Origin of the sequence: Staphylococcus sp. IVB6214 (assembly GCF_025558585.1) — a bacterium.
Classification (GTDB): domain Bacteria; phylum Bacillota; class Bacilli; order Staphylococcales; family Staphylococcaceae; genus Staphylococcus.
In genome coordinates this window covers 1,414,198-1,430,543 of record NZ_CP094723.1, presented here as the reverse complement: position 1 = coordinate 1,430,543, position 16,346 = coordinate 1,414,198, and the positions used below count along the sequence as shown (strand labels likewise).

The 16,346-nt window shown below is 35.4% G+C and carries 18 protein-coding genes and 1 riboswitch; of the genes, 13 read left to right on the top strand and 5 right to left on the bottom strand.

Translation table 11 applies throughout. The annotated features are described in order from the left end of the window. Positions 1 to 31 precede the first annotated feature (31 nt). The gene (locus MUA51_RS06885) at positions 32 to 481 is read left to right on the top strand and encodes a hypothetical protein (RefSeq protein WP_262559082.1); all 450 of its coding nucleotides are present in this window, start codon (positions 32 to 34) and stop codon (positions 479 to 481) included. Here MUA51_RS06885 and MUA51_RS06880 read toward each other — a convergent pair. After that, positions 478 to 918 carry a competence protein ComK gene (locus MUA51_RS06880; protein WP_262559080.1) on the bottom strand — a complete coding sequence of 147 codons (441 nt, stop codon included), beginning with the start codon at positions 916 to 918 and terminating at the stop codon, positions 478 to 480. The two genes, MUA51_RS06885 and MUA51_RS06880, sit on opposite strands and share 4 nt — an antisense overlap. An 11-nt stretch (positions 919 to 929) precedes the next feature. Then, the gene (locus MUA51_RS06875; protein ID WP_262559079.1) at positions 930 to 1,397 is read right to left on the bottom strand and encodes a sigma-70 family RNA polymerase sigma factor; all 468 of its coding nucleotides are present in this window, start codon (positions 1,395 to 1,397) and stop codon (positions 930 to 932) included. Between the two features lie 195 nt (positions 1,398 to 1,592). Between MUA51_RS06875 and MUA51_RS06870 the strand changes: the two genes are divergently transcribed. The 7 genes from MUA51_RS06870 (at position 1,593) to ribH (ending at position 8,610) form a co-directional block, all read left to right on the top strand. Then, complete coding sequence (locus MUA51_RS06870) at positions 1,593 to 1,814, top strand: hypothetical protein (protein WP_262559078.1); 222 nt, start codon at positions 1,593 to 1,595, stop codon at positions 1,812 to 1,814. 198 nt (positions 1,815 to 2,012) lie between these two features. Beyond that, the gene (gene sagB / locus MUA51_RS06865) at positions 2,013 to 2,876 is read left to right on the top strand and encodes a peptidoglycan release complex glucosaminidase SagB (protein WP_262559076.1); all 864 of its coding nucleotides are present in this window, start codon (positions 2,013 to 2,015) and stop codon (positions 2,874 to 2,876) included. A gap of 334 nt (positions 2,877 to 3,210) precedes the next feature. Beyond that, a complete protein-coding gene (locus MUA51_RS06860) occupies positions 3,211 to 4,698 on the top strand; it encodes an FAD/NAD(P)-binding protein (protein WP_262559075.1) in 1,488 nt (495 codons plus the stop codon). A gap of 224 nt (positions 4,699 to 4,922) precedes the next feature. Further along, positions 4,923 to 5,063, top strand: a riboswitch (FMN riboswitch). A gap of 179 nt (positions 5,064 to 5,242) precedes the next feature. Then, positions 5,243 to 6,289: a bifunctional diaminohydroxyphosphoribosylaminopyrimidine deaminase/5-amino-6-(5-phosphoribosylamino)uracil reductase RibD gene (ribD, locus tag MUA51_RS06855; protein WP_262559074.1), complete on the top strand. Its 1,047-nt coding sequence runs from the start codon at positions 5,243 to 5,245 to the stop codon at positions 6,287 to 6,289. A 4-nt stretch (positions 6,290 to 6,293) separates the two neighbouring features. Then, a complete protein-coding gene (locus MUA51_RS06850; protein WP_262559073.1) occupies positions 6,294 to 6,923 on the top strand; it encodes a riboflavin synthase in 630 nt (209 codons plus the stop codon). A gap of 28 nt (positions 6,924 to 6,951) precedes the next feature. After that, positions 6,952 to 8,133: a GTP cyclohydrolase II gene (ribA, locus tag MUA51_RS06845; RefSeq protein ID WP_262559072.1), complete on the top strand. Its 1,182-nt coding sequence runs from the start codon at positions 6,952 to 6,954 to the stop codon at positions 8,131 to 8,133. Between the two features lie 15 nt (positions 8,134 to 8,148). After that, positions 8,149 to 8,610, top strand: a complete 462-nt coding sequence (gene ribH / locus MUA51_RS06840; protein ID WP_262559071.1) for a 6,7-dimethyl-8-ribityllumazine synthase — start codon at positions 8,149 to 8,151, stop codon at positions 8,608 to 8,610. A 56-nt stretch (positions 8,611 to 8,666) separates the two neighbouring features. On the opposite strand, the gene MUA51_RS06835 is transcribed toward ribH, so the two are convergent. Further along, a complete protein-coding gene (locus MUA51_RS06835) occupies positions 8,667 to 9,650 on the bottom strand; it encodes a proline dehydrogenase (protein ID WP_262559070.1) in 984 nt (327 codons plus the stop codon). Positions 9,651 to 9,986: 336 nt separating this feature from the next. Here MUA51_RS06835 and MUA51_RS06830 point away from each other — a divergent pair, with 336 nt between their 5' ends. The 4 genes from MUA51_RS06830 to MUA51_RS06815 all read left to right on the top strand — a co-directional run bounded on the left by MUA51_RS06830 (position 9,987) and on the right by MUA51_RS06815 (position 13,287). Next, a complete protein-coding gene (locus MUA51_RS06830; RefSeq protein WP_262559069.1) occupies positions 9,987 to 10,811 on the top strand; it encodes an alpha/beta fold hydrolase in 825 nt (274 codons plus the stop codon). A gap of 258 nt (positions 10,812 to 11,069) precedes the next feature. Continuing rightward, the gene (locus MUA51_RS06825; protein ID WP_262559067.1) at positions 11,070 to 12,020 is read left to right on the top strand and encodes an L-lactate dehydrogenase; all 951 of its coding nucleotides are present in this window, start codon (positions 11,070 to 11,072) and stop codon (positions 12,018 to 12,020) included. Positions 12,021 to 12,149: 129 nt separating this feature from the next. Then, complete coding sequence (locus tag MUA51_RS06820) at positions 12,150 to 12,521, top strand: hypothetical protein (protein ID WP_262559066.1); 372 nt, start codon at positions 12,150 to 12,152, stop codon at positions 12,519 to 12,521. A gap of 358 nt (positions 12,522 to 12,879) precedes the next feature. Further along, positions 12,880 to 13,287 carry a transcriptional regulator, SarA/Rot family gene (locus MUA51_RS06815; RefSeq protein WP_262559065.1) on the top strand — a complete coding sequence of 136 codons (408 nt, stop codon included), beginning with the start codon at positions 12,880 to 12,882 and terminating at the stop codon, positions 13,285 to 13,287. A 76-nt stretch (positions 13,288 to 13,363) separates the two neighbouring features. Here MUA51_RS06815 and mnmM read toward each other — a convergent pair whose 3' ends face one another. Then, positions 13,364 to 13,924, bottom strand: a complete 561-nt coding sequence (gene mnmM, locus MUA51_RS06810; protein ID WP_262559063.1) for a tRNA 5-(aminomethyl)-2-thiouridylate-methyltransferase MnmM — start codon at positions 13,922 to 13,924, stop codon at positions 13,364 to 13,366. Next, positions 13,921 to 14,874: a tRNA modification radical SAM protein MnmL/YtqA gene (gene mnmL, locus MUA51_RS06805; protein WP_262559062.1), complete on the bottom strand. Its 954-nt coding sequence runs from the start codon at positions 14,872 to 14,874 to the stop codon at positions 13,921 to 13,923. Before mnmL ends, mnmM begins: the two co-directional genes overlap by 4 nt. A gap of 105 nt (positions 14,875 to 14,979) precedes the next feature. Between mnmL and MUA51_RS06800 the strand changes: the two genes are divergently transcribed. After that, positions 14,980 to 16,167, top strand: a complete 1,188-nt coding sequence (locus MUA51_RS06800; protein ID WP_262559060.1) for an MDR family MFS transporter — start codon at positions 14,980 to 14,982, stop codon at positions 16,165 to 16,167. Positions 16,168 to 16,346 lie beyond the last annotated feature (179 nt).

The window sequence follows — 16,346 nt, the reverse complement described above, 5'->3', positions numbered from 1 at the left end:
AAGTCAACATCATATAGAGAAGGAGTTAAAGATGGAGCACAAAGTATTTAAATATAAAGTAGAAAAACAATTATGGTATTTAAGTCGTAAAGAGAAGGCAAAGTTAGCAGAATTACTTGCAGATGAACATATTGCTAGTATTCAAGAAAAATTTAAAACACCAGGTCGATTTGCGAGCTTTTATTTGAAAGAATATATTTTTAAATCGAGAGTTCTAGGGTCAGGGCATTTGTATGCATCGCTGTTAGGGTTGTTTATCGGAAATATCTTCTTACTCGGTGTACTGATTACAGGGATGCTGTTGAGTTTAAATGCAGTCAACTATTTTATTCATCCGCAAGTGTCATTGTCAATCGGCACCGTGATTGCTGCTCTAGTAGGTGGCTTAGTATTGATGGTTCTTGGCATTATAATGATGAAAATAGCGAACGCATATTTTACAAAGCGTTTAGTGGATTATAAGTTCAATAAAGTAAACTAAATATCGGGGACTTGTGAGAGTATTTGTGCTGCTTTCCACTGTTTTAAACATACAGTTAATGGATAAGGCACTGTAATTCGATGATTTTGTTTGAAGACAATAATTGTATCAGACTTTTGAGAAGACATGCCAATTACGTGAGACATATTGATGATATATTGGATAGGTGCACGATGTGATTGTAGGGGGCATAATATGAGCTGCGGTGAGATGTATATCGGAGTGAGTTGATGTGTTCCGAGATATTGATGTGTCAGTTCTTTTTGTGTGTAATGATGTTTATGGTGAGACTTTAAAATATGCTTCATTAATTTAGATAAAGCTAATGTAGTGTGTGTTTTATGCGTCAAAAAGTATAACTCAAGACGTTGATCTATCTGAGAAGATGTCTTAATAAATAATAATGTTTCAAAGGCAATATTTGAATATGTTTGCACAGCGTATCCTCCTAGTGTTGGTTGAAATATGAATGGCGCAATGCTTTGAAGGTCGCTTTTTTATAATTTTTGATAGATGTGGGAGAACGACTCAGAATGGATGCTATTTCTAACTGTGTATAGCCTTGAAGATAGAGATAAAGCCAATGACGATGCATATAAGGCAGTTTCAATGACCATTGTTTAATCGAAAAGATTAGATCACTCTCGTAGGCTGCCAGTTCTGTTGCAATATCGATATTTTCTAATTGGGGAAGGCGATCTTGTTTACGCAAAAGGTCGATAAGGTAGTATTTAAGTCGATACGTAATAAAAGCATGAAGACTTGATTCACGAGTCGTATCAAAAGATAAGTGGAGTTCCCAAAGTCTTATTAACATAAGTTGGAAATAGTCGTCGTAATGATAGCGGATATGGTAGGCATGCAACAAATAATGAATATATTTGTGATAGCGTTGAAAAATATCATCAAAGTTCAAATTGATGACCTCCTTGGAATTTTTGACCGGTCAAAGCATTATTACCACAGCTTAAAAATTGTTGCATTTGTCTATATATGCTATTTTATGATTTAAACATTGATTATTACCAATAAATACGCTTAAAATTAATATAAAAAGGTGCATTTCTACGGATTTTGATATTTTTACTACGGGATAGATGGAGGAATCATAATGGATTATGAACATTTCAACTTGGTACATTTCTTTGCACGCAACGAAGATCTAGATAAGATTCGTGACAATGCTGATTTTATTATGATTAATAATATTCAACGAGAAATGATGTACCGTGATGGTGAGATAGAGGGAACAATTGATTTAACACCGTATTATTATAAAAGTCGTTCACAAGCAATGAGTTATATTTTAATGGATTATCAGAGACCTTATTAACGAATTGAAATGTGAAGCGGTCATCTATTTAAAAGTTGAGATGGTACAGTGAGCGATAAAAAGTTACATAGAGATTACTGTTCTTTTATGAATATGTGACAACGACCCATTCGAATTGTGAAAAATATAAGATAATGTTAAACTTTGTATTCGAGTGTGTAATCACGATTACTCAGTACATTCTGAAGAGGTGTATCAATGAAACAACATAACAAAAGTTCAATCTTAGTGATTGTGGGTTTCTTTGTTATCACTGTTTTAGCAGCCTATACGTTTTTCAACATGATAAAAGATCAAATATTTTTTGAACCAGTTGATCAAGTTGAATCAGTGGAAACATTAGATGTAACATTGGAAGCAGCCGCAAAAAAACAGATTAACAATTATACAAGTCAACAAGTTTCAAATAAAGATAATACGAACTGGCGAGATGCGTCAGACGCTGAAATCAAAGAAGCAATGGATAGTTCTGTATTCATGGATGATAAACGCCAAAAGTATCAATTTTTAGATCTATCCAAGTATCAAGGGATTGATAAAAACAGAATCAAGCGCATGCTATATGAACATCCGACCCTTTTAAATCATACTGATGACTTCATCAAAGCAGCAAAAAAACAACATGTGAATGAGATTTACTTGATTTCACATGCGCTCTTAGAAACGGGTTCAGTTGTATCCGAGTTATCAAATGGTGTTGAGATTGATGGTAAGAAGTATTACAACTTCTACGGTGTCGGTGCATTGGATGAAGATCCGATTAAAACAGGTGCTGAATATGCGAAGAAGCAAGGATGGGATACACCTGAAAAAGCGATTGATGGTGGAGCGAAGTTTATTCACGACCATTACTTATCTCATGAAGATCAAAATACTTTGTACAGTATGAGATGGAATCCAAAAGATCCGGGTGAACATCAGTATGCGACAGATATTAACTGGGCAAAGAGTAATGCGACCATTATTGCTGATTTCTATAAAGATTTGAAGACAGAAGGTAAATACTTTAACTGGTATGTCTACAAAGATGATTCAAAACATAAGGACGGTCATAACTATTAATAGTAACAAAGCGCAATAAAGCGATAGAAGCTTTATTGCGCTTTGTTTTTACGTCCAAGTGTAAAAAACAAGATAGCCGTTGAAATCAAAACTTTAAATAAAAATTTTAACATGAGAACACCTCGCATTTTTATTGTTCTGTATAATAAATAGGTGGACGTGATATAGAAAATAATTTTAACAAAGATATCATTGTCTCACTCCCAAATCTTTCTCCAGTATAACATGAGATATTTGTTGTCAAAATGGAGAGAAATACTATTCACCTAATGATGTACAATTTGACGTAAAATAGGGTATAACATGATGAAATGAAATAATGAAGGTGATAATAATGAAAGTAGCAATAGTTGGAATGGGGACTGCAGGTGTCAGTGTATTAAGACAGCTAGTAAAGCATAAGATGTTTGAACATTTACAAGTGGATATTTACGACAATAAAAAGAACATGGGGCAAGGAGAACCTTTTCAAAATGATAGTGAAGATTTACTGATTAATGTCCCAGTCGACATGTTGTCTTTAAACCTTGATAATATAAAAGAATTTCGAGAGTGGTATACGTCGCAAGATGATTTTGATTATGGGGATGCTGAATATTTGCCGCGTTATGTATTCGGGCACTATATGAAAAGTTATCTTGATCAATACGTGAAGCGTTATGACAATATTCATGTCATTCCACATGAAGTGACACAGATAGGTGTGGTTGAAGAAGAGAAAGAAATTTCAGTGAAAAAAATAATTGTACAGACTGATGAACATGATAGCCGCAGTGCTGTTTATGATTATGTTTTTCTATCAACAGGGACATTCTCATACAATGATCCATATGACTTGAAGGGAAGTCCGAAGTATATCTATGAACCATATCCAGCAAATCGAGCATTAGATGATGTTAGCGAGCGAGACAAAATAGCTGTCATTGGTACTGGTTTGGCTAGTTTAGACGTAATACGTTATGTATTGAAGCATCACGATCAAACACTTGTTTTGGCAAGTCGAGGCGGGCAATTACCAAGTGTACGTGGTGAGATGATCACAGTAACTTTGCAGTATATGACGAGAGAAACTTTCGATGAGATTAAACAAAATCATATGGGGACTATCCCATTGAGTATTCTGAAAGCACTGTTCAAAAAAGAATGCGATGCTTTAAACATACCGTTTAAAACTTTAATTCATCGACGAACAGGAAATGTTGTAAGGGATTTGCAATATGATTTGGCGCATCCGGAATCATTGGGATTGCTACAAAGTTTTCTAATGGAACTTAAAGATAATATGAACTGGATATGGAATAGTTTAACGTATGATGACCAGCAATTATTTCTCGAACGTTATTATCAATATTTCAAAGAGAATATGAATCCGATGCCAAGAGATACCGCACAATTTATTATTGATGCGATTGAAAGTAGTCAATTAGAAGTATACGCAGGGCTTGAAAAAGTAGCACGTTTGAATGGTCATTACCAATTGGAATTTGAATCAAACCAACAAGATATGACAGTAGATGTCATCATAAATGCAACAGGACCTAAGAAAAAGTTGAGTCAGTTAGATGCGTCAGATGGTTTATTATTAAATATGGCAAATAAACAAATTGTTCAAGCACATCCGATTGGTGGTATTCAAATCGTACCAGAAAGTAACGAAGTCATAAGCCCACGTTATGGAACCTTATCGAACTTACGTGCATTTGGTCAGATGACGAATGGTGTTAATTTTGAACGTAATGGTGTCACAATGATTGTTCAGCAAGCTGTGAATAGCGTGGCACAACTCTATATGCAACTGACTAAATCATATGATATTGAATAGGTATCATTTCTGAATATATCTTATGGCAACAATATTAATTTGGCAATATGATTGAATTTGTTAGAACTGTGATTTAATTGTTATGAAATCATAAAATAATTCAACAAAATAACGCTTGCAAATTAATTGTCAATATTGTTAAAATGCGTTAAGCTAAAATCGAACAGTTGTTGTCATTGAACAACGGCTGTGTCGTATCTTGAATCTCAAACAATTTCATTATGATATTCTTTCGGGGCTGGGTGGAAATCCCAACCGGCAGTAAATTAAGCCTGCGACCCGTAGAGAACATTGATTTGTGCTCTATGGCTGATCTAGTGAGAATCTAGAGCCGACAGTAAAAGTCTGGATGGGAGGAAGAATGATCAGTAGACCATGACATGCATAGTTTGTGTTTTTACAACATGAAGCTACTGCTTATTTTGTGATGGCAAATTTACTGAATTTATCTCTGTATTTTGATATACAGAATAAGTATAAAACCGACCACTCGAATCTAAAAATTTTCGAGTGGTTTTTTGTTTATTGATTTGAGGTGATGACAATGGAATATTATTTAGAATATGCGATTCGTTTAGCTGAGATGGTAGAAGGACAAACTGGTGTCAATCCACCCGTTGGTGCAGTGATTGTCAAAGATGGCAGAATCATAGGGATAGGTGCACATCTTAAAAAGGGCGACAAACATGCTGAAATTCAAGCGATTGATATGGCAGGTGCTCAAAATGTAGCAGGCGCAACAATATACGTCTCTTTAGAACCTTGTTCGCATTATGGTGCAACACCGCCATGTGCCGCAAAGATTATTGAAACGGGTATTCGTAGAGTTGTATACGCTGCAAGAGATATCACGCTACCCGCAACGGGACATGAGATGATGGCAGAGAAGGGTATTGACGTTCAATATACGCCACACCCACGTGCAGATAAGTTATATGCATCATTTTTTGCATCCAAAACGACTGAAGTACCAATCGTGACTGTAAAGGTAAGTGCGAGTTTAGATGGTAAGCAGGCAACTGATCATCAACAAAGTCAGTGGATTACGTCAAAAGCTGTCAAAAGTGATGTGTTTCAACTGAGACATACGCATGACGCCATTATTACAGGTAACGGTACACTAGAAGCGGATGATCCAAGCCTTACTGTACGATTGCCAGAAGGACGTCATCCAGCGCGTATCGTTATGACACGTTCAGGTCATATCGATTGGCATGCAGCAATGTTTCATGATCAACTAGCGCCAGTATACATATATACTGACAATGAGTCATTGGTGTCGCCATTAGACCATGTACACGTCGTACATCTATCATCAACAGATGTAAAAACTGTTTTACACGATTTATATAGAAAAGGTTTTGGTCGTGTTCTTGTAGAAGCTGGACCAAAATTAACTTCACAATTTTTAACTTTCGAATTTATTTCAACCTTCATCCTTTATTTAGCCCCGAAAATAATAGGTGGTCAAGGGAAATATCAATATTTTCAAACAGATGGTGTAACGCCACTTGACCAACTTACAAATTTTGAAATTGTCCACTCTGAAATGATAGATACTGACATCAAATTACAAATGAAAAGGAAGTGATGTCATGTTCACAGGTATCGTAGAAGAAGTTGGCACTATTCAATCAATAAAAAAACAAAACCCTACGACTGAATTAACGATTCAATGTGAGAAGATATTAAGCGATATGAATATTGGTGATTCTATTAGTGTGAATGGCACATGTTTAACAGTTGTGAGATTTGATTCATCTACGTTTACTGTGCAGGTCATCATGGGAACAGAAAACAAAACATATTTAGCTGAACTGTCTACCGGTCAACCCGTCAATCTGGAACGTGCACTGCTTGCCACTGGTAGGTTAGGTGGTCACTTTGTGCAAGGACATGTTGATGATAAAGGCGTCATTCTTAATATTAAGCAGTCTCAAAATGAATGGATCTATACAATCAAAGCACCGCATCACATCCTTAAACAAATGATTCCACAAGGGTCAATCGCTGTGGACGGTGTGAGTTTAACAGTTTTCAAGAAAGAAGCGACAAGTTTTGATATTCACTTAATTCCTGAAACACGTAAAGCAACGATCTTATCGACGAAAAGACAAGGAGACCCTGTACATTTAGAAACAGATATGCTGTTCAAATATGTAGAAAATATTACGCGACAAAATGATGGTGTTTCTTTAGATCATTTATTAAAAGCAGGTTTTTAGAATCGTATTGTATTCAAGGAGGGTTAATATGCATTTTGATAAAATAGAAGACGCATTAATTGCTTTGAAAAATGGTAAATCAATCATTGTTTGTGATGATCAGGATAGAGAGAATGAAGGAGATCTACTAGCCATTACGGAATGGATGCATGATGACACGATTAACTTTATGGCTCGCTATGGACGGGGACTTATTTGTTGTCCAATCGATCGGACAATTGCAGAACAAGTAGGGATTGATGCAATGGTTCAAAATAATACAGATCCACATTCTACCGCCTTTACGGTTAGCATTGATCATGTCAATTCTACAACGGGTATCAGTGCATTTGAACGTACACAGACTGCACGTGCATTAATTGCTGATCAATCATCAGCGGCAACATTTAGTCGACCGGGTCATGTTTTTCCACTCATTGCACACGAACAAGGTGTGTTAGGACGTCGTGGCCATACAGAAGCGGCTGTTGAGCTTGCGAAACTAACAGGTGCAAAACCAGCAGGTGTAATCTGTGAAATTATGAATGAAGATGGCACAATGGCAAGAGGTGACGACCTACAAATCTTCAAAGAAACACACGGTTTATATATGATTACTATTGAAGATTTAGTCACATACATCAAAACAACACAGTCACTTATCGAAAAAGAGGCAAAAGTTCAATTGCCTACACGATATGGAACATTTGATATGTACGGTTTTACATCAAAAATCGACGGTTCAGAATTGATTGCTGTCGTTAATGGTGATATTCACGATGAGATGAATGTGCGTATCCATTCTGCATGTGCAACAGGTGATATCTTCCATAGTGCACGATGTGATTGTGGTGAACAATTAGAATTTGCGATGTCATATATTCATGAACACGGTGGAATGGTTCTTTATTTACCGCAAGAAGGTCGTGGTATTGGATTGATGAATAAGTTGAAAGCATATGAATTAATTGAACAAGGTCATGATACTGTTTCGGCGAATGAAGCACTTGGCTTTGCACCAGATATGCGTGATTATGATAATGCAGCACAAATTCTGAAATATTTTGGTATTTCATCTGTGAATTTGATGACAAACAATCCAGAAAAATTTGAAGGATTAGCACATTATGGCATTACAATGGCAAAACGCATTCCTGTTATAACGGAAACAAATGAACATAATCATGACTATATGCAAGTTAAAAAAACTCAAATGAGACATTTAATATAACTGGAGGAATAAAAAATGAACTTTGAAGGACAATTAGTAGGTAACGGTTTAAAAATTGGGATTGTAGTAAGTCGTTTTAATGATTTTATTACAGGTCGCTTATTGGATGGTGCATTAGATGCGTTAAAACGTCATCAAGTTGATGAAAATGAAATAGATGTTGCATACGTACCGGGTGCATTCGAGTTACCAATCGTTGCTAAGAAAATGGCACAATCAGGTAAATACGATGCGGTTATTACGCTAGGATGTGTGATTCGTGGGGCAACTACACACTACGATTATGTATGTAATGAAGCGGCGAAGGGCATTGCAAAAGCAAGCGACGACACAGGTATTCCAGTGATTTTCGGTGTGTTAACAACTGAGAACATTGAACAGGCGATTGAACGTGCAGGTACGAAAGCAGGCAATAAAGGTGCGGAAGTTGCAGTTGGTGCAATTGAAATGGCAAACTTATTAAAAGCAATTGGATAATATGAATGAAAAACGACCCTTGAAGTATTCAAAGCTCCAAGGGTCGTTTTATACTATCATTTCTTTTTGTTACCTCTGCCCAACAATAATGCTGACAAGCCAAGGGCACCTATAATAAAGAGTGGCTTCGGCTTAACGAATTCTTTGAAGGCAAGCGCCAAGTTTTGTGGGCGCTCAGCTAAACGTCTCATAAAGTAACCGAACCAATCATCACCGTATGGGACATAAATTGTAAAGTTATAGCCTTCTTTCGCAATAGATTCTGCAAGTTCAGAACGGAATCCATATAGCATTTGGAATTCAAATTTTGATTTGTCAATTTGATTTGCTTCAACAAATGCCTTCACATGATTGATTACATTGTGATCATGAGTTGCAATTGAAGTAAAGTTCTTCGCATTTAGTAGTCGTTTTTCAATTAAACGAATATAATTGTCATCGATTTCTTCACGTGTTTGGTAAGCAATATGTGAAGATTCTTTATAGGCCCCTTTTACTAAACGTAAGCGTAAGTCTGGATACTTATCGATAAGTTCATCTGCCTTGAATAGATATGCTTGAATGACTGTTCCTACATTTGAAAATTCTGATTTTAATTGATCAAGTGTGTGTGTAATATCTGATAAGCTATCATATTTTTCCGTATCAAAGTTAATGTGCATTTGATCATATTCAGCTGCTTGCTTTACAATTTCATAAGCATTGTCATAAGCGAGTTGCTGGTCGAACTCAGCACCTAATTGACTTAACTTGATTGAGACGTGTGCATCTAGGCCGTTTGAATGAATCGCTGACATGATTTTTAAAATATCATCTTTTGCAGCGATTGCTTCTTGTTTTGAGTTTACAAATTCTCCTAAATTATCAACTGTTGCCGCAATGTTTTTATCGTTAAGTCTACGAATTGTTTTCACCACATCCTCAATCGTGTTACCAGCTACTACTTTGTTGGCACCTAAAGAAGGTCCTACTTTTTTAGCTGATTCGTTAAGAAAGGCATTATTAGATAATGCGATGAAAAAATCTTTAAATAAACCCATTTTTATTCCTCCCATAACTTTGTTTTACGAATTAACAATAGTGTATCACGAACAATAATGTGATGAAAACGTTTTTATATTGAATCTTTACAATAAAATATACAAAAAGTGATAAACCGAGTGAATTAACTTATTACCTTGAATCAGTGTAATAACCATAAATAAAGGCACTATTATGCAATTTGTTGTGATGCGATAAATTGTTTTTTTAGAATATTGATACGCAGTTTTTTATATGAGAATTCTCGCAAAAGCTTGTGATAAATATTAGCAATTATATAGTGTGTCGAGATATAATAACATGTAAAGTGTTAAGCAAGGAAGGTTAGGTATATTATGTGGAAATGGGAAACAGTTAGTGAAGCAAAGGGTGTCGTGGTCATTGTTCATAATATTTTAGAACATACAGGAAGATATGCCTATGTCATCACACATTTAAGAAGAAATGGATATCACGTCATCATGGGTGATTTACCCGGTCAAGGTCAAACTTCAAGAATGAACAAAGGACAAGTTGAAAGTTTTGAACTTTACCATGAGTCTGTTTTAGAGTGGTTAAAAATTGCAGAAGGATACCATCTCCCAATATTTGTAATGGGTGTTGGACTCGGTGGATTAATATCAATGAATTTACTCGAGAAGGTCGATCTAGGTATTGAAGGGCTTGTTTTAATTGCGCCACTTTTAGCATTTCAAAATAATGCACACACACGTAAAAATGTTTTATCATCTCATATCGGTGATGTATCGAAGTCGGCAAAGTTTGATTTGGGATTTGAAGTAGAAGACTTAACATCAAATAAAGAAGTTCAAGAAGACACATTAAATGATGCATTAATGTTAAAAAAAGTAAGTTATCATTGGTATCAAGAAGTCATTAAACATATGAAAGAAACAACTGACAATATTCAAAACATGAAACCTGTCCCACTCTGCTTGATGTATGGAACAGAAGACCACGTGACAGACGTAGATGTTACGAAACAACTCGTATCAGTTATTAATCATGAAGAATTATACTTTAAAGCATGGCACGGTCTTGCGCATGAAGTACATAATGAGCCACAGAGAGAAGCTGTCATGCGTTACATTTTAAGCTTTTTGAACAACCGCGTTTTTACAGCCGGATTTTTAGTAGAGGATGAAAATACACTGACATAGTATTTCAAACAATCAATGAGCTAAAGTGTATCAGTTACTACCTAAATTAAAATGCCGGAAAGTTAAGTAAATAACACAATCTATTATTGTAATTACTCACTAATTTCAACAATTAAGTGACACGAAATTTTAATTAAATTCTATAATATTTGTTTCTACCTTGAAGTTAAATAAAAAGCGTGTTAAATTAGAAATGTGAAATTCTTCACATTACGTTGAGAACAATACATTTAAATAGATAGATTGGAGAGAAACTTCATGGCGAAAAAAGGTAATAAAGTAGTATTAGTAGGTAACGGTGCAGTAGGAGCAAGCTACGCATTTACAATGGTGAGTCAAGGTGTAGCAGACGAATTAGTTATCATCGACATTAACGAAGATAAAGTATTAGGTGATGTACTTGACTTAAATCATGGTGCGCCTTATGCAATGTCACCTGTTAAAGTTAAAGCTGGGCAATATTCAGACTGTGGCGATGCAGACTTAATCGTTATCTGTGCGGGTGCACCTCAAAAAGTTGGGGAGACACGTTTAGACTTAGTTGAAAAGAATGCAAAAATTTACAAAGGTATCATCACACCTATTATGGAAAGTGGTTTTGACGGTATCTTCTTAGTTGCAGCAAACCCAGTAGACGTTTTAACTTATGTCACTTTAAAATACTCAGGTTTACCAAAACACAAAGTCATTGGTTCAGGTACAATCTTAGATACAGCACGTTTCAAACACTTATTAAGTGAAGTATTCGATGTTGCACCAACAAGTGTACATGCAAATATTATTGGTGAGCACGGTGACTCAGAAGTACCAGTATGGTCAAGTGCAACAATCGCAGGTCAACCATTATATGATTTATTGAAAAATGACCCAGAAAAAGAACATCTTATTGAAGACATCTATGTGAATACACGTGATGCAGCTTACGATATTATCAAAGCAAAAGGTGCAACATACTATGGTGTTGCAATGGGATTAATGCATATCTCTAAAGCAATCTTACGCAACCAAAACGTTGTATTAACTGTTTCTAGCTTCTTAGAAGGTGAATACGGTGTTGATGGTGTATACACTGGTGTGCCAACAGTAGTAAACGGAGAAGGTGCGGTTCGCATCATCGAAACACCATTAAATGAAGATGAACAAGCAAAATTTGAAAAATCTTCTAAAATTCTTAAAGACATGCAAGACTCAATCAGTCATTTATTCTAACATTTTAATAATACAGAAAAGCTGGGAGATGATTCCCAGCTTTTTAATTTTGAAAACCTGCAAGTACGATTTAAACTTTTATAAAAGTATGTGATATACTCTGTTTAAATTAAAAAAAGAGATCATAAAATGATGAATGAAACTTTAGTAATTCAAATTCAAGATAGACGCTATTTCGAAGAGACTGATGAATTAGGGAGAAACTATATAGGTTATAGTCCTGATTTATCTGATGAACAAATTTATGAAGCAGCTCGTGGTTTTTGGTCTTTGAATCCTAGCAGAGTATTTCAAATTGATCGTATTTTTGTCGTTTATAATGATCGAATTGTTTTGGAAACTAATTTAACAGGACTACAACGAATTCACAATGGAAAATATTATTTCACTGGTGATATTATTAATAACTCAGAATATGTTGGCAAAAATATTAGATTAAATAAGTCACAAAATAGAATTAACTATATTGATACTCTTGAACTTAAAGATCGAATTTATTAAGTTAATCATTGGGGTTACAGATAAAACACAATACTATAAAGCACTTTTTTGGTGTACAATCTGAAATGTTTGTGCCTTTTTTTACTTAATAATAGCTTTGTTCTTTTTCATATACGGCTAAAATGACAGTGGGGCTGGGACAGAAATCTTTTATAGCAAAAAAAGATTTTTGTCCCAGCCCCAGTTACATCATTAAAAATGAATTTGAAGTTAATTTAATATCATCTTAGCAACTTACATCATTTGATAGTCATTAAAAATTATTTTTTTACGGTACACAAGTTAATTTTAGTTTTAATGATATTTTCTTGGGTAAATAATAAGTGATGATTATTTTTACGAGATGGGAGCGTATTTCATGAAGAATCATAAAGCAGAAAAAAGTGGTATACAAGCATTATTTTCATTACAATCTGAAATTGAATCTGTTTTTACAGCAATTGCTGAAAAATATGAGTTAACAAAAGAAGAGCTGTTAATATTGCTGACGATATGGGATAAAGGCGATATGACATTAAAAGAGATGGATCAATTTGTGCCAATCAAATCTTATAAACGCTCAAGAACTTATAATCACTTAGTCAATCAAAAATGGATTCATAAGGAACGACCTGAAAATGATGAACGAACGGTTATGATTTATTCTAATGAAGACATGCAAGACAAAAAGAGAGAGTTACTGTCTCTCATTGTCTCAGAAACTAAAAACCACCAAAAGTCAATGAGTCAAAATTTTAATCAAATTATGCAGATGGCACATGTGTAATTCGATTAAAATTTTAAATAGATGATTTTAAACAAGAAAAACTGGTGAGATATTCCATTAATATCTCACCAGTTTTTTATCTTTTTTCAATGGCTACAACATAGGGTGGGTTATTTTGTTGGTTTAGAAAACTATATTGTAAAATATGTGCACGCTGTTGATCAAAGTTTTTAAAAAACTGATATAATTGTTCGCTTTCATATTTTCCTTCTGGATGACCTGGATAGATCACGATGACAATAATGCCTTCTTTTCGTAAATGTTTAAAAATGTTCTCAATCGCTAATATCGTTGTTTCGGGCTGTGTCACAATCGTTTTGTCACCTTTAGGCAAATAACCTAAATTAAAAATGGCGGCATCAAGTTGTGATAGGTGTTCAGGTGTTAGCTGGTCGATAATGTTTTCATGACCTATTTGGAACAATGATACATTATTAAATCTCGCTATTTTCTTTTCAGTCGTAGCAATGGCTGATGATTGTATATCACAGCCATATACATGTCCTTCTGGTACAGATTGTGCAAGAAATACTGTATCATGGCCGTTACCACATGTTGCATCAATGACTGTACTGGTTGGTTGGATATGTGATGATATTAAATCTTTCGCAAATGGTAAGATGCGCTGCACAATCATTTTAATACCTCTGCTGTATATCGTGCACCTTGTACGGTGCCACGACGTTCTAGTTCTGCATCGATATCATTGAGTACTTCCCATTTGTTTACACTCCACATCGGTCCGACCATCAAGTCAATCGGTCCATCACCAGTAATGCGATGAACAATCATTTCAGGGGGCAATATTTCTAGTTGATCACATACTAAGTTGATATATTCTTCCTTAGTCATAAATTGTAGCAAGCCTTTATCATATTGCTTTACCATCGGCGTCCCTTTTAGCAAGTGTAGCAAGTGGATTTTAATTCCTTGTACATCCATTTCTGCGACTGTTTTCGCCGTTTCCATCATCATATCGTAATCTTCACCGGGTAAACCGTTAATGATATGACTACATACACGTATGCCATGCTTACGTAACTTTGCAACACCTTCATAATAGACATCCATATCATGTGCGCGATTGATAAGATCTGAAGTTGTTTGATGTACAGTTTGTAGACCTAGTTCAACCCATAGATAGGTGCGTTCATTCAGTTCTGCAAGGTATTCAACGACATCATCTGGTAAGCAGTCGGGACGTGTGCCAATCGAAAGTCCTACAACACCTTCTTCTTGTAAAGCCGCTTCAAATTTTTCACGCAATACGTCAACAGGCGCATGTGTATTTGTAAATGCTTGAAAATATGCGATATATTTTCCTTCATGCCACTTTTCATGCATACGAGACTTGATTTCTTGGAATTGAACTGGAATTGCATCTGCACGATTACCAGCAAAATCACCACTTCCTGCAGCTGAGCAAAATGTACACCCACCGTGTGCTACTGTTCCATCTCGGTTCGGGCAGTCAAATCCACCATCGAGTGCCACTTTAAAGATTTTTTGTCCAAATTGATTTTTTAGATGGTAGTTTAATGTATGATAACGTTTGTTTTCAAAAGCATAAGGAAATACTGTTCCCATGTTTCTCGTCCCTTCTATTTATGACAATATATTCAAAGATTTTACCATATTTTTGCATGTCATGTTATATTGGTGCATGAGACTTAAAGAGAAAGAGGGATTTTGATGCGAATGCCAAGTGCAATTTGGTGGCTAGTTATCGGTATGGCAATCAATATCACAGGTGCCAGTTTTTTATGGCCATTAAATACAATATATATGGCACAGGAGTTGGATAAGTCACTCAGTACAGCAGGATTCGTGCTGATGATCAATTCAATCGGGATGATTGGGGGCAATCTTCTTGGAGGATCTATGTTTGATCGACTAGGTGGTTATCGTACAATCATGATTGGTACAGTTTTTAGTTTAGTGGCCACAGTGTTATTAAACTTTTTTCACGGCTGGCCATGGTATGCGATTTGGTTGATTATGCTAGGATTCGGCGGTGGTATGATTATTCCTGCGATATATGCGATGGCAGGTGCTGTTTGGCCACAAGGCGGTCGTAAAACATTCAATGCGATCTATTTAGCCCAAAATATTGGTGTAGCACTTGGTGCAGCGCTGGGTGGTATCGTTGCTAACTTTAGTTTTGACTACATATTTCTCGCTAACTTATTGATGTATGTCGTTTTCTTTTTCATTGCAGTGTTTAAATTCAATGTCACTTATCAAGCGAAGGTGAAAACACCAAATATGATCGATGATGTTACTTCGATACAAGATAAAAAGAAATTTATCGCATTAATCTTGTTATGTGTCATGTTTGCATTTTGTTGGATTGCTTATGTGCAATGGCAAACAACCATTGCATCATTTACACAACAAATTGGTATTTCAATGCCACAATATAGCTTGTTATGGACAATTAATGGAGTGATGATATTATTGGGTCAACCATTGATTACACCGATGATTCAACTGTTAAAAGGACAGATGAAAAAACAACTTTATGTTGGTTTGGGCATTCTTATTGTGTCATTTTTTATCACTAGTTTCGCGATGTCATTTTCAATTTTTGTCATTGGTATGGTCGTTATGACCTTTGCAGAGATGTTTATCTGGCCAGCCGTTCCAACTATTGCTGATCAATTGGCGCCCACTGGAAGGCAAGGTGTGTATCAAGGAATTGTTAATGCCGCTTCAACAGTAGGTAAAGCACTAGGACCATTACTCGGTGGTTTAATTGTTGACTATTTTGATATGCAGACGATGTTCTTATCAATGATTGGATTGTTAATGATAGCTGGTATTTTTCTGTCTGTTTTTGATCGTGGTATTCGTGATCATCACACCAATGGGCTTTCCTAAAGGTGTCGCATTTTATACTTGCAACAATGGGTTAAATTGCCTATTATAGAAAGTAATATAGTCAATATATTAATTGTAAAATATCGGAGTAGTAATTTAATAAGTAATCAACAGAGAGTTAGTGGTGGTGCAAACTAACGTTTACGATTAAATGAACTTGCCATCAATAAAAAATAAAT

What these genes read in the sequence shown, in the direction of transcription:
- MUA51_RS06885 (WP_262559082.1), top strand. Translation starts at nt 32, where the DNA reads ATGGAGCACAAAGTATTTAAATATAAAGTAGAAAAACAATTATGGTAT.
- MUA51_RS06870 (WP_262559078.1), top strand. Translation starts at nt 1,593, where the DNA reads ATGGATTATGAACATTTCAACTTGGTACATTTCTTTGCACGCAACGAA.
- sagB (WP_262559076.1), top strand. Translation starts at nt 2,013, where the DNA reads ATGAAACAACATAACAAAAGTTCAATCTTAGTGATTGTGGGTTTCTTT.
- MUA51_RS06860 (WP_262559075.1), top strand. Translation starts at nt 3,211, where the DNA reads ATGAAAGTAGCAATAGTTGGAATGGGGACTGCAGGTGTCAGTGTATTA.
- ribD (WP_262559074.1), top strand. Translation starts at nt 5,243, where the DNA reads ATGGAATATTATTTAGAATATGCGATTCGTTTAGCTGAGATGGTAGAA.
- MUA51_RS06850 (WP_262559073.1), top strand. Translation starts at nt 6,294, where the DNA reads ATGTTCACAGGTATCGTAGAAGAAGTTGGCACTATTCAATCAATAAAA.
- ribA (WP_262559072.1), top strand. Translation starts at nt 6,952, where the DNA reads ATGCATTTTGATAAAATAGAAGACGCATTAATTGCTTTGAAAAATGGT.
- ribH (WP_262559071.1), top strand. Translation starts at nt 8,149, where the DNA reads ATGAACTTTGAAGGACAATTAGTAGGTAACGGTTTAAAAATTGGGATT.
- MUA51_RS06835 (WP_262559070.1), bottom strand. Translation starts at nt 9,650, where the DNA reads ATGGGTTTATTTAAAGATTTTTTCATCGCATTATCTAATAATGCCTTT.
- MUA51_RS06830 (WP_262559069.1), top strand. Translation starts at nt 9,987, where the DNA reads ATGTGGAAATGGGAAACAGTTAGTGAAGCAAAGGGTGTCGTGGTCATT.
- MUA51_RS06825 (WP_262559067.1), top strand. Translation starts at nt 11,070, where the DNA reads ATGGCGAAAAAAGGTAATAAAGTAGTATTAGTAGGTAACGGTGCAGTA.
- MUA51_RS06820 (WP_262559066.1), top strand. Translation starts at nt 12,150, where the DNA reads ATGATGAATGAAACTTTAGTAATTCAAATTCAAGATAGACGCTATTTC.
- MUA51_RS06815 (WP_262559065.1), top strand. Translation starts at nt 12,880, where the DNA reads ATGAAGAATCATAAAGCAGAAAAAAGTGGTATACAAGCATTATTTTCA.
- mnmM (WP_262559063.1), bottom strand. Translation starts at nt 13,924, where the DNA reads ATGATTGTGCAGCGCATCTTACCATTTGCGAAAGATTTAATATCATCA.
- mnmL (WP_262559062.1), bottom strand. Translation starts at nt 14,874, where the DNA reads ATGGGAACAGTATTTCCTTATGCTTTTGAAAACAAACGTTATCATACA.
- MUA51_RS06800 (WP_262559060.1), top strand. Translation starts at nt 14,980, where the DNA reads ATGCGAATGCCAAGTGCAATTTGGTGGCTAGTTATCGGTATGGCAATC.